This window comes from Pantoea sp. B_9, from assembly GCF_008632015.1.
GTDB lineage: Bacteria > Pseudomonadota > Gammaproteobacteria > Enterobacterales > Enterobacteriaceae > Pantoea > Pantoea dispersa.
This window is the reverse complement of the sequence record NZ_VWVL01000003.1, coordinates 275,996-293,132: the sequence shown is the minus strand read 5'-3', so window position 1 is coordinate 293,132 and position 17,137 is coordinate 275,996. Positions and strand designations below refer to the sequence as shown.

General features: G+C 59.8%; 16 protein-coding genes. 11 read left to right on the top strand and 5 right to left on the bottom strand.

The window, feature by feature from the left end; translation table 11 throughout:
• Positions 1-22: 22 nt before the first annotated feature.
• From F3I21_RS11600 to F3I21_RS11560, 9 genes are read left to right on the top strand one after another with little or no spacing between them, the layout of a single operon-like run.
• Positions 23-1,318: an anaerobic sulfatase maturase gene (locus tag F3I21_RS11600; RefSeq protein WP_150058958.1), complete on the top strand. Its 1,296-nt coding sequence runs from the start codon at positions 23-25 to the stop codon at positions 1,316-1,318.
• Positions 1,315-2,316, top strand: coding sequence for a MoxR family ATPase (locus F3I21_RS11595; RefSeq protein WP_150058957.1), 1,002 nt, complete (start codon positions 1,315-1,317; stop codon positions 2,314-2,316). Before F3I21_RS11600 ends, F3I21_RS11595 begins: the two co-directional genes overlap by 4 nt.
• Positions 2,313-3,242: a DUF58 domain-containing protein gene (locus F3I21_RS11590; RefSeq protein WP_150058956.1), complete on the top strand. Its 930-nt coding sequence runs from the start codon at positions 2,313-2,315 to the stop codon at positions 3,240-3,242. Before F3I21_RS11595 ends, F3I21_RS11590 begins: the two co-directional genes overlap by 4 nt.
• The gene (locus F3I21_RS11585) at positions 3,223-3,660 is read left to right on the top strand and encodes a DUF4381 family protein (RefSeq protein WP_150058955.1); all 438 of its coding nucleotides are present in this window, start codon (positions 3,223-3,225) and stop codon (positions 3,658-3,660) included. The genes F3I21_RS11590 and F3I21_RS11585 overlap by 20 nt, the downstream gene beginning before the upstream one ends.
• Positions 3,653-4,630 carry a VWA domain-containing protein gene (locus F3I21_RS11580; protein ID WP_150058954.1) on the top strand — a complete coding sequence of 326 codons (978 nt, stop codon included), beginning with the start codon at positions 3,653-3,655 and terminating at the stop codon, positions 4,628-4,630. Before F3I21_RS11585 ends, F3I21_RS11580 begins: the two co-directional genes overlap by 8 nt.
• Positions 4,627-6,129, top strand: coding sequence for a VWA domain-containing protein (locus F3I21_RS11575; RefSeq protein WP_150058953.1), 1,503 nt, complete (start codon positions 4,627-4,629; stop codon positions 6,127-6,129). The genes F3I21_RS11580 and F3I21_RS11575 overlap by 4 nt, the downstream gene beginning before the upstream one ends.
• Positions 6,126-7,142, top strand: coding sequence for a BatD family protein (locus tag F3I21_RS11570; RefSeq protein ID WP_150058952.1), 1,017 nt, complete (start codon positions 6,126-6,128; stop codon positions 7,140-7,142). Before F3I21_RS11575 ends, F3I21_RS11570 begins: the two co-directional genes overlap by 4 nt.
• A complete protein-coding gene (locus F3I21_RS11565; RefSeq protein ID WP_150058951.1) occupies positions 7,139-8,161 on the top strand; it encodes an HAD family phosphatase in 1,023 nt (340 codons plus the stop codon). Before F3I21_RS11570 ends, F3I21_RS11565 begins: the two co-directional genes overlap by 4 nt.
• Positions 8,158-8,457, top strand: a complete 300-nt coding sequence (locus F3I21_RS11560) for a YicS family protein (protein WP_150058950.1) — start codon at positions 8,158-8,160, stop codon at positions 8,455-8,457. Before F3I21_RS11565 ends, F3I21_RS11560 begins: the two co-directional genes overlap by 4 nt.
• Before the next feature lie 83 nt (positions 8,458-8,540).
• Here F3I21_RS11560 and fetB read toward each other — a convergent pair whose 3' ends face one another.
• Both fetB and fetA read right to left on the bottom strand, forming a co-directional pair.
• On the bottom strand, positions 8,541-9,302 hold the full coding sequence (gene fetB / locus F3I21_RS11555) for an iron export ABC transporter permease subunit FetB (RefSeq protein WP_150058949.1): 762 nt from the start codon (positions 9,300-9,302) through the stop codon (positions 8,541-8,543).
• Positions 9,289-9,957, bottom strand: a complete 669-nt coding sequence (gene fetA, locus F3I21_RS11550; RefSeq protein WP_150058948.1) for an iron ABC transporter ATP-binding protein FetA — start codon at positions 9,955-9,957, stop codon at positions 9,289-9,291. Before fetA ends, fetB begins: the two co-directional genes overlap by 14 nt.
• A 160-nt stretch (positions 9,958-10,117) precedes the next feature.
• On the opposite strand from fetA, the gene F3I21_RS11545 reads away from it, so the two are divergent.
• A complete protein-coding gene (locus F3I21_RS11545; protein ID WP_150059107.1) occupies positions 10,118-11,017 on the top strand; it encodes a nickel/cobalt transporter in 900 nt (299 codons plus the stop codon).
• 134 nt (positions 11,018-11,151) lie between these two features.
• Here F3I21_RS11545 and fhuE read toward each other — a convergent pair whose 3' ends face one another.
• Positions 11,152-13,350 (bottom strand): ferric-rhodotorulic acid/ferric-coprogen receptor FhuE, encoded by a 2,199-nt coding sequence (fhuE, locus tag F3I21_RS11540; RefSeq protein ID WP_150058947.1) that lies wholly within the window; start codon positions 13,348-13,350, stop codon positions 11,152-11,154.
• Between the two features lie 712 nt (positions 13,351-14,062).
• On the opposite strand from fhuE, the gene F3I21_RS11535 reads away from it, so the two are divergent.
• Positions 14,063-14,464 carry an H-NS family nucleoid-associated regulatory protein gene (locus tag F3I21_RS11535; RefSeq protein WP_021509031.1) on the top strand — a complete coding sequence of 134 codons (402 nt, stop codon included), beginning with the start codon at positions 14,063-14,065 and terminating at the stop codon, positions 14,462-14,464.
• Between the two features lie 156 nt (positions 14,465-14,620).
• Here the strand turns inward: F3I21_RS11535 and F3I21_RS11530 are convergent, their stop codons facing one another.
• Together F3I21_RS11530 and F3I21_RS11525 are read right to left on the bottom strand one after the other, a co-directional pair.
• The gene (locus F3I21_RS11530) at positions 14,621-15,820 is read right to left on the bottom strand and encodes an aminotransferase class I/II-fold pyridoxal phosphate-dependent enzyme (protein ID WP_150058946.1); all 1,200 of its coding nucleotides are present in this window, start codon (positions 15,818-15,820) and stop codon (positions 14,621-14,623) included.
• Positions 15,821-15,836: 16 nt separating this feature from the next.
• Positions 15,837-17,135 carry an LLM class flavin-dependent oxidoreductase gene (locus F3I21_RS11525; protein ID WP_058770255.1) on the bottom strand — a complete coding sequence of 433 codons (1,299 nt, stop codon included), beginning with the start codon at positions 17,133-17,135 and terminating at the stop codon, positions 15,837-15,839.
• Positions 17,136-17,137: the final 2 nt, after the last annotated feature.

Genomic DNA, 17,137 nt, shown 5'->3' with positions numbered 1-17,137 from the left:
TGCCCGGTATTCGGAGGCATTGATGAAATACAGCACCACACTGCCGGTTCGCCCGTTGCCCTCGGCGGAAAAATACAACGGCATCGGCCCGGCGTATAAACGCCGCTTTCACGTAATGGCCAAACCCACCGGCTCGCGCTGCAATATCGACTGCAACTACTGTTTTTACCTGCATAAAGAGCAGCTGCTGCAGCAGGATCATCACAGCGGCATGTCCGATGAAGTGCTGGAGAACTATATTCGCCAGTACATTGATAGTCAGGATGGCGATCAGGTGGTGTTCTCGTGGCAAGGCGGTGAACCGACGCTGATGGGGTTGCTGTGGTTCGAAAAGGTGGTGGCGCTGCAGCAAAAGTATCAGAAGCCAGGGCAACGCATCGAGAATGATCTGCAAACCAATGGCATCCTGCTGAACGATAGCTGGGCGCGCTTTCTGAAGCAGCATCACTTTCTGGTCGGGCTGTCGATTGATGGCCCGCGCGAGTTGCACGATCGCTATCGCGTAACACGCAGCGGTAAACCGACTTTCGACAAAGTGATGGCGGGTGTGGCGGCGCTGCAACGCCACGGCGTGCCGTTCAACGCGCTGGTCACGGTCAACCGGACCAATGCACGCTTTCCGCTGCAGGTGTACCGTTTTCTCACGCGCGAACTGGGCGCGACCTATCTGCAATTCAATCCCTGCGTCGAGCCGGTCGATTTTACCCAAACCGCGCCGCAGTTCTGGCGCGATGACAGCATCCCGGTGAGCGGTTCCCGCCGCGCGCGGCCGGGCGATCTCGACTCGGTGGTGACCGACTGGTCGGTCGATCCCGATGACTGGGGACGCTTTCTCATCGCCGTGTTTGAGGAGTGGGTCAACAACGATTTAGGGCGCGTGCAGGTTAACCTGTTTGAAACGGCAGTGGCGCAAACCCTGGGCCTGCCGGGCCAGATCTGCGTGACTTCAGAGTTCTGCGGCAAGGGCCTCGCCATTGAAAAAAACGGTGATATCTATGCCTGCGATCACTACGTCTATCCGGAGTATCAGCTGGGCAATATTGCCAACACTAAACTGGCGCACCTGGCGTTTTCCGAACGGCAAAAAGCGTTTGGCCTCGGGAAACGCGACACCCTGCCCGCCGTCTGCAAACGCTGTCCTTACCTCAAATTATGCTGGGGCGAATGCCCGAAAAACCGCATCGTGCGCAGCGCAGAGGGTGAACCCGGCCTTAACTATCTCTGTCCCGGCATCAAAGCGTTTTTTTCCTATGCTCAGCCGATCCTGGTGGGTATCGCCACGCTGCTTGAGCGGGAAAAACAGGGAGTGACGCAATGACCCTGCGGCAACGGTTTCTCGACCTGGAAGCAAGCATGAACCAGCAGGTGCTGGGTCAGCCAGAGCTGGTGCGCATGCTGATTATCGCGCTGCTATGCGACGGCCACGTTCTGCTGGAAGGACTGCCCGGACTGGCCAAAACCCGTGCGGTGCGTGAGCTGGCGCGCCACATTGAAGGCGACTTCAGCCGTATTCAGTTCACACCGGATCTGCTGCCCTCGGATATCACCGGCAGCGAAATTTATCAGCAACACGCCACGCGTGAAGAGGAGCAGTTTCGTTTCCGGCCAGGCCCGGTGTTCGGCAACCTGATTCTGGCCGATGAGATCAACCGCGCCTCGGCCCGCGTGCAGTCGGCGTTGCTGGAAGCCATGGAGGAGCGTCATGTCACGGTGGCGGGCAACAGCTGGCCGCTGCCCGGCGTGTTTATGGTGCTGGCGACGCAGAACCCGGTCGATCAGGAAGGCACCTGGCCTCTGCCGGAAGCGCAGCTGGATCGCTTCCTGATGAAAGTGCTGGTGCACTATCCCTCGAAAGAGAATGAACAGCGCGTGATGCAGCTGGTGCGCGCCGAACAGCAGGCAAAATATCGCGAACAGGACACCCCTGCCGTCAGCGCCGCTGTGCCGCCGCTGGTGAAAATCAGCCAGGCGGACATCGGGCGCTGCTGGCAGGCCATCTCCGACATTTACGTCGCGCCCACGGTGGAAGATTACATCGTCTCGCTGGTGGAAATGACGCGCCAGCCGCAGCAGGTCAGCGACACCTTTGCCAGCTATGTGGCGCTGGGTATCAGCCCGCGCGGCACGCTGGCATTGGACCGCGCCGGGCGTGCGCAGGCGTGGCTCGAAGGGCGCGATGCGGTGTTGCCGGACGATATTCAGCGCATTGCCCCGGCGGTGCTGCGGCATCGTCTGCTGCTGAGTTATCAGGCCAGCGCCGACCAGGTGACAGCCGATGATGTGGTGCGCATGCTGCTGGATGCGGTGGTCGCATGACGGATACCGCACTGGCCGTCACCCTGCCCGGCCTGCTGGCGCTGGCGGGTGCAGCGCAGCAGCTGCGCAATCCGCCGGCTCAGCTGCCGCCCGGCGCGATGGCCGGCGAGCGCGTGTCGCGTCAGCAGGGACGCGGACTCAATTTTGACAGCCTGCGCCGCTATCAGCCGGGCGATGATGTGCGGCTGATCGACTGGCAGGCCACCGCGCGTCTGCGCACACCCTGGGTGCGGTTGTATAACGAAGAGCGCGAGCGGCCGGTATTTCTGCTGGTTGATCAGCGCTTGGACATGTATTTCGCCACGCGCGGGCTGACTAAATCGGTTGCCGCCGCTCATCTGGCAGCGCTGCTGGCGTGGCGTAGCTGGCACGATGGCGATCGTCTCGGGGCCGCCGTGTTCAGCGATGATACCCTAAGGTTGCAGCGCTGCCGCTCGCCGAAACTCGCCCTGGCGCCGTGCCTGAATGACCTGCATCAAATGAATAATCAGCTGCCGGCGCGCTATCCGCAGGAGCCCGCCAGCAGTCTGCCACTCCATCAGGTGCTGCAACGTATCCGGGCGCAGGTGCCTGCCGGAAGCTGGCTGGCACTGATCAGCGATTTCCACGATCTTGACGCTCAGAGTGACGCGCTGCTGGCGGCGCTGGCGCGCCGGTGTGATATCACCGCCTTTGTGCTGCTCGACGATCTGCATCTGCGGCTTCCGCATCAGGGCTATCTCGCCGCGCATTACCAGCATCAGCACGTTACGCTGCCGCTTTCGCCCGCGTTGCGTCAGCAGATTAGCGAGCGGGTCACCGCCCGGCTGGCACAGCAGCAGACGCGACTGCTGCGGCTCGGCATCCGCGTGCAGCACATTGTGGTGAGTGAACCGTTATTGCGTCAGCTGACGCAGGGAGACGAGCATGCTGGAAAAAGGCTTTAGCGTTCCGCCACTGCTGCAGCCTGACCTGCCGCCCGCGATATCCTGGCTGCCGCTGCCTGCGGGCTGGTGGTGGCTGGCAGGCGCGTTAGCGGCCCTGCTTGTGCTGCTGGCGCTGTGGCGCACAGCGCGCTGGCGGCGCAATCGCTGGCGGCGTGAAGCGCGTCAGGTTTTACGTCACGACAACAGCATTGATAGCTGGCTGCGGCTGATTAAGCGGGTGCGGCTGGTGCACCAGCCGCGTGCTCAGGTCAGTGAACTGAGCCTCAGCCAGTTACTGCAGGAGCTACCGCTGGATGCCGCGACCTATCAGCGGCTGCTTGACGGTTACTGCCAGCCGGACAATAGCCTGTCGCCTGATGAAATGCAGCGCCTGCGCAGCCAGCTGCGGCGCTGGCTGGAGGCACTGCCCGATGTCTGAACTGCTTACCCGCTTCGATTTTGCCTGGCCGTGGGTCTGGCTCCTGCTGCCGCTGCCGCTGCTGACGCGCTTTCTGCTACCACCACGCCAGCCGGTCAGCGAAGAGGTGCGCGTGCCGTTCCTGCCGGAACTGGTGAGGGAGTTGCGTCTGGAGAATGCCCCACCGGCCAGCCGCTGGCCTCAAACGCTGCTGTTCTGGCTGGTGTGGCTGCTGTTACTGGCCGCGCTGGCGCGCCCTGAGCTGCTGTTGCCACCGCAGCTACAGCATAAGCCGATGCGCAATGTGGTGCTGGTGCTGGATGTTTCCGGTTCGATGGCGAAAAACGACGCCGGCGCGGGCACCACTCGCCTGCAGGCGGTGCAGCGCTCGGTGCACAATTTTGTGCTGCAGCGAACCCGCGATCGCATCGGGCTGGTGATTTTTGCCAGTCAGGCGTGGCCATTTGCGCCGATCAGCGCCGATAAGCAGGCACTGCTGGCGCGCATCAACCAGCTGGCACCCGGCATGGTGGGCCAGCAAACCGCCATCGGCGATGCGCTGGGGGTGGCGGTCAAACTGCTGGACAGCAGCCTGGAACAGGACGCCAGCCGCATGGTGATTTTACTTACCGACGGCAACGATACCGCTTCACAGCTGCCGCCCGCCCTCGCTGCGCAGCTGGCAGCAGAGCATCAGGTGCAGGTTGATACCATCGCCTTTGGCGATATTAACGCCAGCGGCGAGGACAAAGTCGATAGCGCGCTGATGCAGGATATTGCCCGCATCACCGGCGGTAGCGCGTTTCAGGCGGCTACCTCAGGCAGCGCACTACAACGTGTCTGGCAAACCATTGACGCCCAAACGCCCGCGCAGGTGGCGACGCTCGGTCTGTCGTTTACGCGCCCGCTGTTTGCCTGGCCGCTCGGCGCGGCGCTGACGCTGTTAACCGCGACGTTGTTGCTGGCGCGCCTGCGGGAGCGTGCAGCATGAATGGCTTTCATTTTATGCACCCGTGGTGGCTGTCCGGGCTGCTGGTTTGTCTGGCACTGGCGTGGCTATTGCGCGCGCAGCGCAGCGCCTGGCAGCGCATTATGACAGCGCCGTTTCACGCCCTGATTACCGGTAAGCGACTGCAGCGGTTGTCACCCGTTCCGTGGCTGCTGGCGCTCGGCGTGCTGGCGCTGGCAGGGCCGTCATGGCAGAAGGCGTTGCCGGGCGGCGTTACGCCGCAAAGTAACGTGATGGTGATTCTGCAACAGGATCTCAGCATGCTGGCGCAGGATCTCCCGCCCGACCGGCATCAGCGCATGCAGCATAAGATCGCTCAGCTGATGCAGCAGATGCCGGGTAGCCACTTTGGCCTGGTGGTGTATCGCGGCGGTGCCTGGCTGACCACGCCGCTGACCAACGATCCGGTCTTTTACTCGCTGTTCTTGCAGGCGCAGCAGCCAACGTTACTACCGGACGGTCAGGGCAATGGCCTGGCGGCCGCTCTCAGGCTGGCCGATGATAATCTGCCGGACACGCCGCGCAGCATTGTGCTGGTGGCCGATACGTTGCGCCAGGATGATGCCCGGTTGCTCAGCCAGACCTCGCTGCCGCTGCAACTGTGGGTGCCCGGCACTGCGCCAGGCGGCCCCTTGCCGCCCGCTTTCGCCAGTCAGGCTATTGATACCCGCCTCAACGTGGCGCGCTTCCAGCAGCTACGCGCCAACGGCGTGGCGGTTACGCTCGCCACCCCCGATGACAGCGATCTGCCTGCCATCAGGCACCATATTCAGCAAAGCCTCAGCGCCCAGCAAAACAGTCGCGAGGATCTGCCGTGGCACAACAGCGGCTACTGGCTGATTGCGCCGATGTTGTTGCTGCTGCTGTGGTGGCGTCGTCAGATTCTGATCGTGCTGATTGTGTTGCCGCTCAGTGGGATAACGCCGCCGGCGGCCGCCGCGCTGCTGGATGCGTTTATCCCGCCCGACCTGCAAGGGCAACATGCCTTTCAACGGCAGGATTACGCGCGCGCGGCGCAGCACTATGTTGATCCGCTGCGCCGCGGCATTGCGCTCTACTATGCCGGTGATTTTTCCGCCGCCAGCGGCGCTTTTCGTCAGGCACCCGTGACGCCTGAATCGCTGTTGTGGCTGGGCAACAGCCTGGCGCAGCAGAAACAGTGGCAGCAGGCGCTGCAGCATTACGATCAGGCGCTGAGCCTGCGTCCCGACTGGCGAATGGCACAGCAAAATCGCGCCAGCATCGCGCGCATTGTGATGCAGCTTCGTCAGCAGGAGCGCGATCGCCAGGCGGCACAGGGAAAAGAGCAGGATTACGATCCTGACGGCAGCAAAAAAGACCTGCACAAACAGCAAGGCGTCGCGCAGCAGGTCATGCAGCCTGCAGGTCACGCGGCACCGCAGGTCAGTCAGTGGTACGACAATCTCAGCCTGTCGCCCGGTGGCCTGCTGGAAAATCTCTATCGTCAGGAGTCACCATGAGAACGCTGCTGATTTGCCTGTTGCTGCTGACCGGGCCCGCGCGCGCCGCGATGGACATCACGCGCGAGCTGGTTGGCGATGACCGTTTGGTGCCGGGTCAGCCGCTGCGCGTCGCGGTAACCTACTGGACCGATAGCTGGTTTAACCCACCGCCACAGTGGCCTGACTTCCCGGTCAGCAACGGCACGCTGTTGCCGGCGGCCATTCCCAATCAGCTGGTATCGCGTCAGCGTGACGGTGTCAGCTGGAGCGGCATCCGCATGGAGCGCCAGCTGATGGCCTGGGATCAGGGCAAACTGCAGCTGCCGGCGCTGGACATCACCCTGCAATCCGCGGACCAGCCGCCGCAGACCGTTACGCTGCCAGCGCTGGAAAAAAATGTGCGCTGGCCGCCGGGTGTGCAGCAGCCGGATCGCTTCCTGCCCGCCGCCACGCTTCATCTGCAGGAAAAAGTGACGCTGTATCGTGCCGCGCAGGGCGACGCGCTGCACGCAGGCGACGTGGTGGAACGTCAGATTACGCTGCAGGCCAGTGGTGTGGTCGCCGGACAGATTCCACCGGTGCTGATCGATTTGCCCGGTGCCAGTACACAGCTGCTGACGCCCGAGGTTAGCGTCCTGACCAGCGGACGCGGTGAAATCACTGGCAGCCAGCGACGCGAGCGGCTGCGCTATCTGCCGGACAGCGCCGGCAGCCTGACGCTGCCGCCGGTGCAGCTGCGCTGGTGGGATACCCGACAACAGACATGGCAGCTCGCCACGCTGCCCGCCCATCACTATGACATTCTGCCTGCGCGCCCGGCCGGCAGCGAACAGGTGCTGCGTGCCGGGCCTGAACGCCCCTGGCGGCAGTGGCTGCTGCTCGCCGCAACCGTGGTTCTCCTCGTCGCGGTGCTGTGGGCTGGCCGCCGTTTACTGCGTCAGGCGCTGATGTTTGCCGGCCATGCGTGGAGCCGCCTTTGGCGTATTCATGCGCTGCCCGATCTCGTTCCACATCACAGGAGTCGCCGATGAAAACTGTTTCTATACTGGCGGGCCTCACGCTGTGCCTCGCTAGCGTCAGTCAGGCTGACGATCTCTCCGCCTGGCGTGACGGTGCGGCAAAGCGTGCCATTACACAGTGGGTGGATGACACCACCCGCGCCGGCAGCGCTGACTTTATTCCTATTAACCAGCGCTACGTGGTGTTCGATAATGACGGCACGCTATGGCCGGAAGCACCGCTCACCTTTCAGCTGCAGTTTGCGCTCGATGAAGTGAAACGGCTGGCACCGCAGCATCCGCAGTGGCAGCAGGATGCGCTGGTGCAGGCGGTGCTCAGCAACAACACGGCCGCTATTGCCGCCAGCGGGAAAAAGGGGCTGATGCATTTGCTGACGCTGACTCACAGCGGTATCACCACCGATGAGTTTGCACAACGCGTGCAGAACTGGGTGGCGACGCAGCGGGATACGCGTTTTGGCTGCCGCTACGATCGCATGGGCTATCTGCCGATGCGCCAGCTGCTGGATTATCTGCGCGCTCACGGTTTCCGCACATGGATTATCTCCGGCGGCGGCATCGATTTTATGCGCGTGCTGGCGGAACAGATGTACGGCATTCCACCTGAGCAGGTGGTTGGCTCGTTTTCCCTTGCGGAATTTTCACTCAGCGACAACGGCACGCAGTTGCGGAAAACCATGAATGGTGCATTTTATGATGATGAAGCGGCCAAACCGGTGGCCATCCATCTGTTCATGGGTCATCGGCCAGTAGCAGCGTTCGGCAACAGCGACGGCGATGTCCCGATGCTGCAATACACCTCGGGCAACCCTGCCGCCAGCACCTTCGGCCTGCTGGTGCATCACACCGATGCACAGCGGGAATACGCCTACGATGCGCATCCGCCGGCCAGCGGCAAACTGGTTAACGGTCTCAGGCTGGCCGCGCACTATGGCTGGACCGTTGTCGATATAAAACAGGACTGGGGTACGGTGTTCGATCCCGCCCAGTGCCCGGCCGCCGTTTCCGTTCATCAAGGAGAAGCAAAATGAAAACATTACCTTTCACTGCCATGATCGCCCTGCTCACCCTGAGTGCCACGTCTGCGCTGGCAGCGTCGCCGTATGAGAATCTGGCGCTGGCGCTGCGGCAGCAGACCATGATCAACGATCTGCGCACTCACTGCCGCGTGCCGGTCTCCATCGACGACGAAAAAATCAAGCAGACCTTTCTGGCGGATAAGAGCAATCACAACGCGCTGCTGCAGGCGGCTGATGCGCTGAAGATGGGCAAGCATCAGCATTATCAGCAGCTGATGTCGCAGATAACCTGCCCGGATTTTAGCTGATCGTCGCTGACAGGAAACGCCAGACACCATCGTGGTCAGCGCGGAACAGGCCAGCGGCGTGGCACTGCGGTTTCAGGCGTAATCTACAGTTTGAGCTGCGCCCGCGCGGTGTAAAAGCGACGGTAGGACAGATACGCCGCGATGATGGTCGACAGGCTGGCGGTGGCAATCAGCATAAACGTCACCATGATCTGGTACTTGATCGCCTTTACCGGATCGATCCCGGCAAAAATCAACCCGGACATCATGCCTGGCAGACTTACCAGCCCCACCGTTTTTGCGCCATCAACGGTGGGGATCATCGCGGCACGAATACTGTCACGCATCAGCCCGGCGGATGCGCGTTTGATCGGCGCGCCCAGGCTGAGCATCTCCATGATTTTCTGCTGGTTGTCGCTAAAGCGCTGATTGAGGTTGGTGAAACACAGCCCGACCGCGACCATGGCGTTACCGGCAATCATGCCGGAAATGGGGATTACCTGCATGGGAACAAAGGCAATGGCGCCGCTCAGCAGCAGCACCGTTAGTGTCAGTGCCGTACCGCTGGTAATCGCCACCAGCGCGATGATAAAACCATGATCGATCTGCCGGCTGCGTTTGCGCGCATTCAGCGCTGCATTGACGCAGATAAACAGCACCATCAGTAGCGTCAGCCAGTCATTATTAACATCGAAAATTGACTTCAGCACATAACCGACGATCACCAGCTGGATAATGGCGCGCGTGACACTCCACAGAATGTCTTTGCTCATCCCCAGCTTCTCTTTCTGGCTAATCAGCAACGCCACCAGCACCAGCATGAGTGAAAGCAGCAGCGAGCTATCGCTGATATTATGCTGATTCATGCTGTTCTCCCGCTGCGGGTGGGGTCAGCCGCAGAATACGCTCAGCGGCATCAATCTCCTGTACGTCATGGCTGATACGAATCACCGCCAGCCCTTTTTCCGCCACCAGCGCGGCAATCAGCTGGTTAACCCGTTGTTTATTGGGCTCGTCCAGTGCGCTGGTCACTTCGTCCAGCAACAATATCTGTGGCAGAAACTGCAGATTGCGCAGCAAAGCCACCCGCTGTTTTTCACCGCCAGAGAGTCCGGCAACGTTTTTGTCCAGCAGGTCGCCGGATAAATGCAGACTGCGCAACGCCGCCACCAGCTGCTCGCGCGACGGTTGTTGCTGACGCAGCTGCCACGGCAGCGCTAGGTTATCGTACACCGTGTCACCAAACAGTTGCGGTGTCTGAAAACAGTAGGAGACCTGCTGGCGATAGTGTTCGACTTTCAGCGAATGAATATCCCGCTGCTGAAACAGGATCTGGCCGCTATCGGGCTCCAGCAGTGAGGCAATAATTTTCAGCAACGTGCTTTTGCCGCTGCCGGACGGGCCGGTGAGCAACAGCGTTTCACCTGCGTACAGCTGCAGTGATACCGGCGCCAGCAAGGTGCGCCCCTGCACGGCCAGCGTGACGTCTTGTACCGCCAGCAAAGGAGAATCAGCAGACATAAAAGGTATCCGTGAGAAATTGTCGGCAGATTATAGACAGCTGCACAAGGCAGGGGAATGCGTCACGATGCGGAGAGCGGCAGCCGTTTAACCGCCGTGGCTTTACAACGCGGCAGAAATCCGCATGCTGGTGACATTCAGGACCACTTTCTTCATTACTATGACCGCCACCAAAACCGGATTTCTCTGCGCGAGCGTGCTGCTGCTGAGCGCGCTGACGCTGCTGTCATTGCACTGGAGCGCGTTTCAGGCATGGGCGCTGCAAAGTCAGATTCAGCTGCACCGGCTGCTGGTTACCCATTTACTGCAAATCAATAGCGGCCAGTACAGTGCCGGACTGTGGCTGCTAGCTGTGACCTTCATTTACGGCATTCTGCACGCGGTGGGTCCCGGGCACGGTAAATTTATCGTTACCACCTGGCTGACCACCCATCAGCCCCCGCGCGGCGTGGCGCTGAGCGTGCCGCTGCTGGGCAGCCTGGTGCAGGGCCTGAGCGCGATTGCCTTTGTCTTTATTCTGGCGGTTGGTTTTAACCTGACCACCGGCGATCTCAGCCTGAGTCGCTGGTATCTGGAGAAAGCCAGCGCTGTGTTCATTGCCGGGCTGGGCGTGATGCTGCTGCTGCAAGCCTGGCGCAGGCCACCAGCGGAGCATCATCATGATCATTGCGGCCACGCGCATGGCGTCGCGGCTGGGCACGGCAGCGACTGGAAAAGCTGGGCGGGTATTATCATTGCCACCGGCGTGCGGCCGTGCAGCGGTGCGCTGACGGTGCTGCTGTTCGCCAGCGTCATCGGGATTACGCGCTGGGGTATGCTGGCGGTGATGAGTATGGCGCTCGGTACCGGCATGGCGCTGGTGGCGCTGGCACTGTTTGTGCAACATTATCGTCAGCGCGCCGGGCAGCTGTGGCTGGCAGAGCGCTCGCCGCAGGCGGTGTCGCTGCTGAGAGCGGTACGGATCGCCGGTGGGATATTGCTGGTGATGTTTGCGCTGGTGCTGTTTTTTACCGTGGTGCCGGTGAGTGCCAACGGGGATTATATTGCGGCGGGATGTTGAGGTGCATGGGTTGGGGAGGGTGCGGTTTTCCCCTCACCCTAACCCTCTCCCGCACGCGGGAGAGGGAATGTCAGGTGCGGCCTGTTCCCCGGGAGAGGGAACGTTAAGTGCCGCTTTGGGCTCTTGCTTAATGATCAGAAACGGTATTTCGCGGACAGCATAAAATTGCGCGGTTCGCCGTAGACGATGCCGGTGCTGTCGACGTTTTCGTCGTACTCTTTGTCGAACAGGTTATTCAGGTTGGCCTGCAGGCTGAGGTTTTTGGTCACGTCGTAGCGCGCGAACAGATCCACCAGCGCATAGCTGCCCTGACGGGTGCGCCAGGTGCCATTGCCATCCGGGCCATTGATATCCGCGTAAGTTCTCGCCTGCCAGTTCACCCCGCCGCCCAGCGTCAGCTGGTCCAGCATCGGCAGGCGATAGCTGGTGAACAGGTTGAACGACGTGCGCGGCAGCTGTGAATTATAGCGATCGCCGTTGGCATCTTCCGCCACATACGAAGTCCCGCCAAAGGTCATCTGCCAGTTATCGGTCAGCGCCCCATTCACCTCAAACTCGACGCCACGACTTACCACACCCTTCTTCGCCACGTAAATGGTATTACCGGTCTGCGCATTGGTCTGTCCGGTGCTCTGACCGACGTTATCCAGTTCGGTGCGGAAGATCGATACCGAGGTGGTCAGACGGCTGTTGAACCAGTCAGATTTCACGCCAGCTTCGTAGTTTTTGCCAATCACCGGCGAGAGATAAGCGCCTGACGCATCCTGATAATCCTGCGGCTGGAACACCGAAGTGTAGCTGGCGTAGGCAGACCAGTTATCGTAGAAGTCCCAAATCACCCCACCGTACGGCGTGATGTTGTTTTTCTCCATCTCTGCCGTCAGCGTCTGGCGGTTCCAGTTGGTGTAGCGCGCCCCGACAATCAGGTGCAGCGGATCGGCCAGATTGATGCGCGTCGCAAGATACGCTGACTTCTGCCGCACCAGTTGGGTGTCGGCCGCGGGTTCACGCGGATTCCAGTCGGTTTCCGGGAAATCGCCGTTAAACTGGTTGAAGTTGCCCAGCTCGGCTGACGAAATGTTGGCCCAGGCGCTGTAATATTTGTTGTCCTGACGGCTGTAGTTCACCCCGACCATCAGCTCATGCTGGCGGCCCAGCAGTTCATAAGGACCGCTGGCGAAGGCATCGACCGCATCCACCTTACGTTTGCCGGTGTTGTAGCCGGTTCCGCCCACCACCGGATAGCCGGCATAACCAGAGACGCCTGCGCCAGTGGTTTTATCGAAGTAACCGTCGAGATACAGCTGCTTGCTGTCGAGGAACATCTCGTTATGCGTGCCGTTAAGGGTGATGTTCCAGCCGTTATCGAAATTCTGCTGCAGATTAACAAAGACCTTTTTATTTTCTTTGTTGTTGTAAGCCCATTCAGGTGCGGTGTTATAGCCGCGACGGGAGTGGATCTGCGTGCCGTCGGTGTACCAGCGCGGCGCACCGCCCCACATCGGTGAATCGGTATTTACCTGGCTGAATTCATAACCAACAGACAGTCTGGTGGCGTCCGTCACGTCAGCGTCGACCACGCCGTAGATAAACTTCTTATCGGCGCCGTAGCGTTCAATGAAGCTGTTTTTGTCTTCATAGCCGGCAACCAGGCGACCGCGCACGTTGCCTTCCGGTGATAACGGTGCAGAAAGATCGGCGACGTAACGCTGCTTATTCCAGCTGCCATAGCCCGCTTCAAGGCTACCGGTAAACTCTTTGCTGTCGGCATGTTTACGCACCATGTTGATGGCGGCGGAAGGATTGCCCGGTCCGGTCAGCAGGCCCGTTGCGCCGCGCACCACTTCGACGCGCTCGTACAGCGCGGTATCGGTCTGCGCATCACCGAGGTTCCAGCGCTGGGCAAACGCGGTCGGAATGCCGTCGGTCATGTAATTATCGATCAGGAAACCGCGCGAATAGTAATTGATGCGGTCCATATCGGCGGCCACACCGTGGATGCCGGTGGTGTTGCTCAGTACGTCGTTCAGCGACTGCAGCTGTTGATCCTGCATGCGCTGCTTGCTGACGATGGTGACCGACTGGGGAATATCACGTGCGGTCAGCGCCATTTTGGTGCCGGCCCGCGTCACCGGTACGCTGTAATCCGCTGCGGCCTGCGCCTGCTGCGCTTCTGCGCTGGCGCTGGCATCAACGATCAGGGTGGCCTCACTGTTTTGCGTATCGGCCGCCTGAGCGACACCCGAGGCAACCAGCACTGCCAGCAGTGACCGGCGCAGCGCGCGCTGCGGCGCAAGACCTCCGTCCCGGACGCGCATCTCTTTGCAAGACATAATATTCCTCAATCGGCTTATCGTTATTTTGTGGTGAGCATTTGGTTAAGAAAGCAAATGAGAAATATACGCATTAAGATTAGCATTGCAAGAAATTGTTACGGCCTTTCTGACGCCTTTACACTGCGAAAAAATCTTATGCTTCAGGGAGTAACGGCCCTGAGGCTGCTTTACAGGAAACTATCACGCCTGAAATCATCCTTAATCTCAGTCAACCGGTGCGTGAGCTACGGCCTCCCCGCCTGAACGGCTGTGCCTGCATCCTGATCTGGCATCTGAACACCACGCATGTACCAGCTTCGTACCCGGTCACCGCCATTGATTTATAATTACGCTGCCGATAGGAAAGGTGTTTATAAAGTTTCCTTTTCTGCGCTAAGGTGGACCAGTTATGCTTTTAATCCTGCAGCAATCGCTGCGTTGTTAACATGGCGCCATTTATTAAGCTGTAAATCGCCGTGACGTATATTGTGTGAGATGCCGCGATGTTAAATGAACGGCTTAACGTAGGTGGCGAGTAATATTAAATCAGCCGCTAACATGTTTATGCGTAATCAATGAAGAGACAAAAATCTTTACGCCCAATCAAAAACTGTACAGGTCGGGGCATATTTCCGGACAAATCTGTCGGCGGGTGAATATTTCCATTTGAATAAAATTGCCGTAGAATACACGCTTTCAAATCAGTGATATCAGTAATAAGGGTTTATACATGAGCGATGCACTCAAGGCATTGAACAATCTTCGTACGCTGCGTGCTGAAGCACGTAATATTGAGGTTGCGGTATTAAACGAAATGCTGGAGAAGTTTGCCGTGGTGGTCGCCGAACGCCGCGAAGAGACGGCGGCAGAGAGTGCTGCACAGCGCGAAAAAGAAGAGAAGCTGGCGTTATATAAAGAGATGCTGCGCAAAGACGGCATTACAATTAATGAACTGGCGCAATTAAACCAGGGTGAAACGAAGAGCAAAGCAAAACGTGCACCGCGTCCGGCGAAGTATAAATTTACCGACGAACAGGGTAATGAGAAATTCTGGACCGGTCAGGGTCGTACTCCCTCGCCGATAAAGTCAGCGATTGACGCTGGCGGTTCGCTGGATGATTTTCTGATTTAATCCAGTCGCAGGAAATCGGGGCGGAACCGGCTAATTGCCGCATCACCGCCCCTGTATCCCGGCACCCTAAATGCTTTCATGCAATCCTTTCATGCATTCCTTTCATACAGTGTGCCGCGAGGTGATCAGGCCATTACGCCTTCCCACACCCGCCCGTCAGATTAACGCTGCACAGGCGCGCGCAATACGTTTACCCGCCTCCTGCACGCTATCGATATCCGTGGCGATCGACAAACGGAAATACGGCGACAGGCCGTAAGCACTGCCCGCCACGCCGGACACACCGCTCTCCAGCAGATAATTCAGCACATCCTGTTCGTCATGCAGTACGGCGCCGTCAGGCCGGGTTTTGCCCAGCAGGCCAGCACAGCGACAAAAGACAAAAAATGCGCCCTGAGGTTGCAGCACTTCAATGCCGGCCACCTGCTGCAACTGCTGCACAATGACATCGCGTCGCGCCTGATACGCGGCGCGCTGCGGGGGCAGAAAATCGAGCCCACCGCTAAAGGCCGCAACCGCCGCCGCCTGGCTGATGGCGCTGGCGCCAGAACTGTTCTGCGACTGCACCACCACCATGGCATCAATCAGCGGCTGCGGCCCGGCAGCAAAGCCAATGCGCCAGCCGGTCATGGCATAGGTTTTCGACACGCCTCCCACCAGCAAAACGCGTTCAGCCAGATCCGGCGCCACCTGCAGCAGACTAACATGCTGACGATCGTCAAACAGGATATGTTCGTACAGCTCATCCAGCATAATCAGCACATCGGGATGATCGCGCAGCACCGTCGCCAGGGCCTGCAACTCCTGTGCGCTGTACACCATGCCAGAGGGATTGCCGGGATTGTTCAGCACCAGCCAGCGGGTTTTCTCAGTGATCGCCTGCGCCAGCTGCGCCGGCTGCAGCTTGTACTGCTGCTCAAGCGGACAAGGCAGCAGCACCGCCTCGCCACCATTGAAGCGCACGCTGTCCGGGAAAGTTGGCCAGTATGGCGTGGGCACAATCACCTTATCGCCGTCGTTTAGCGTCGCGGCAAACGCGTTGAAGATGATTTGCTTTGCGCCGTTGGCGATACAGATTTGACCCAGCGCGTACTGCAGCTGGTTCTCGCGCGCCAGTTTGGCCTGCACCGCTTTACGCAGCGCGGTGGTGCCATTGGTCGGCGTATAACGGGTTTCACCGCCATCCATCGCGGCGCTGGCGGCGGCACGGATGTGCGCGGGCGTATCAAAATCCGGCTCACCGGTGGTGAGGTCAAGAATATCCACGCCCTGCTCTTTTAGCTGGCACGTCAGCTGACGTGCCGCCGCGTTAGCCGAGAGCGACACAGATTGTACGCGCTTCGATAGGGTGATCATGTTTCGCTCCTGTCTCTCACACCACCGGCAGGCCGAGGTTTTCACGCAGCGTGGCGAACTCGTACTCTTCGCGGAACAGACCGCGACGGCGCAGTTCCGGAATCACCAGCTCCACAAACAAATCAAGCTGCTCGGACATGATCGCCGGCATGATGTTGAAACCATCGGCACCGCCCTCGTTGAGCCACAGCTCAAAGTCATCGGCAATATCCTGCGCGGTACCGACGATTACCCGGTGACCACGCGATCCGGCGGCTACCGCGGCCAGTTCGCGCAGCGTCAGATTTTCACGTTTCGCCATGTCGGTCATCAGCTTCACACGGCTCTGGTTGCCTTCACCCAGCGGCACTTCCGGCACCGGACCGTCGAGCGGATACTGGCTCAGATCCATATTGAAGCGCAGCGAGAGCTGACGCAGACCGTTGTCTATATCAACCAGCGTGTTGAGCTCTTTCCACAGCGCTTTGGCCTCTTCGCGCGTGCGGCCAACAATCGGCATCACGCCAGGCATGATCACCACGTGATCCGGATTGCGTCCGGCGGCAATCACCTGATCTTTCTGCGAACGGTAGAAGCTCTGTGCTTCTTCCAGGCTGGCCGAGGCGGTGAAAATCACCTCGGCGGTCTCTGCCGCCAGCTTCTGCCCATCGCTGGAAGAACCGGCTTCGATAATCACCGGACGCCCCTGCGGTGAGCGGGTAATGTTCAGCGGGCCCTGCACCTGGAAGTGCTCGCCGACGTGGTTAATCGGCTGAATTTTGTCATCAATGAAGTACTGACCGGTCTCTTTGTTGGGCTGCACCGCCCCTGCCTGCCAGCCGTCCCACAGCTTATAGGTAACATCAAGGAATTCACGGGCGCGCGCGTAGCGCTCCGCATGATTAGGCATATCGCTGCGGCTGAAGTTACGCGCCACATCGGTAGAGAACGACGTCACCACGTTCCAGGCGGCGCGGCCGCGGCTAATGTGGTCCAGCGATGAGAAGCTGCGCGCCATGGTGAACGGGTCGCTGAAGGTGGTCGAGGCGGTCGCCGCCAGGCCAATACGTTTGGTGTTGACCGCCAGCGCCGACAGCAGCGTTAACGGCTCCAGACGCGCCATGGTGGAAGGCAGACGATACATGCTGGTCGCCAGGGCATCACCCACGAAGAACAGATCAAACTTGCCGGCTTCGGCTTTTTTCGCGATGGTGATCAGCCAGTCAATATCCGTCGGATCGCCCAGATTTTCCGTCAGCCGCCAGCCGCTCACATGCTGTCCAACCGGTTGTACAAACAGCCCTAAACGGATGCGGCGTGAAGATGAAGTAGCCATAT

Bases quoted from the DNA above. Each gene is read 5' to 3' on its own strand.
- F3I21_RS11600 (WP_150058958.1), top strand. From the start codon at position 23: ATGAAATACAGCACCACACTGCCGGTTCGCCCGTTGCCCTCGGCGGAA.
- F3I21_RS11595 (WP_150058957.1), top strand. From the start codon at position 1,315: ATGACCCTGCGGCAACGGTTTCTCGACCTGGAAGCAAGCATGAACCAG.
- F3I21_RS11590 (WP_150058956.1), top strand. From the start codon at position 2,313: ATGACGGATACCGCACTGGCCGTCACCCTGCCCGGCCTGCTGGCGCTG.
- F3I21_RS11585 (WP_150058955.1), top strand. From the start codon at position 3,223: ATGCTGGAAAAAGGCTTTAGCGTTCCGCCACTGCTGCAGCCTGACCTG.
- F3I21_RS11580 (WP_150058954.1), top strand. From the start codon at position 3,653: ATGTCTGAACTGCTTACCCGCTTCGATTTTGCCTGGCCGTGGGTCTGG.
- F3I21_RS11575 (WP_150058953.1), top strand. From the start codon at position 4,627: ATGAATGGCTTTCATTTTATGCACCCGTGGTGGCTGTCCGGGCTGCTG.
- F3I21_RS11570 (WP_150058952.1), top strand. From the start codon at position 6,126: ATGAGAACGCTGCTGATTTGCCTGTTGCTGCTGACCGGGCCCGCGCGC.
- F3I21_RS11565 (WP_150058951.1), top strand. From the start codon at position 7,139: ATGAAAACTGTTTCTATACTGGCGGGCCTCACGCTGTGCCTCGCTAGC.
- F3I21_RS11560 (WP_150058950.1), top strand. From the start codon at position 8,158: ATGAAAACATTACCTTTCACTGCCATGATCGCCCTGCTCACCCTGAGT.
- fetB (WP_150058949.1), bottom strand. From the start codon at position 9,302: ATGAATCAGCATAATATCAGCGATAGCTCGCTGCTGCTTTCACTCATG.
- fetA (WP_150058948.1), bottom strand. From the start codon at position 9,957: ATGTCTGCTGATTCTCCTTTGCTGGCGGTACAAGACGTCACGCTGGCC.
- F3I21_RS11545 (WP_150059107.1), top strand. From the start codon at position 10,118: ATGACCGCCACCAAAACCGGATTTCTCTGCGCGAGCGTGCTGCTGCTG.
- fhuE (WP_150058947.1), bottom strand. From the start codon at position 13,350: ATGTCTTGCAAAGAGATGCGCGTCCGGGACGGAGGTCTTGCGCCGCAG.
- F3I21_RS11535 (WP_021509031.1), top strand. From the start codon at position 14,063: ATGAGCGATGCACTCAAGGCATTGAACAATCTTCGTACGCTGCGTGCT.
- F3I21_RS11530 (WP_150058946.1), bottom strand. From the start codon at position 15,820: ATGATCACCCTATCGAAGCGCGTACAATCTGTGTCGCTCTCGGCTAAC.
- F3I21_RS11525 (WP_058770255.1), bottom strand. From the start codon at position 17,135: ATGGCTACTTCATCTTCACGCCGCATCCGTTTAGGGCTGTTTGTACAA.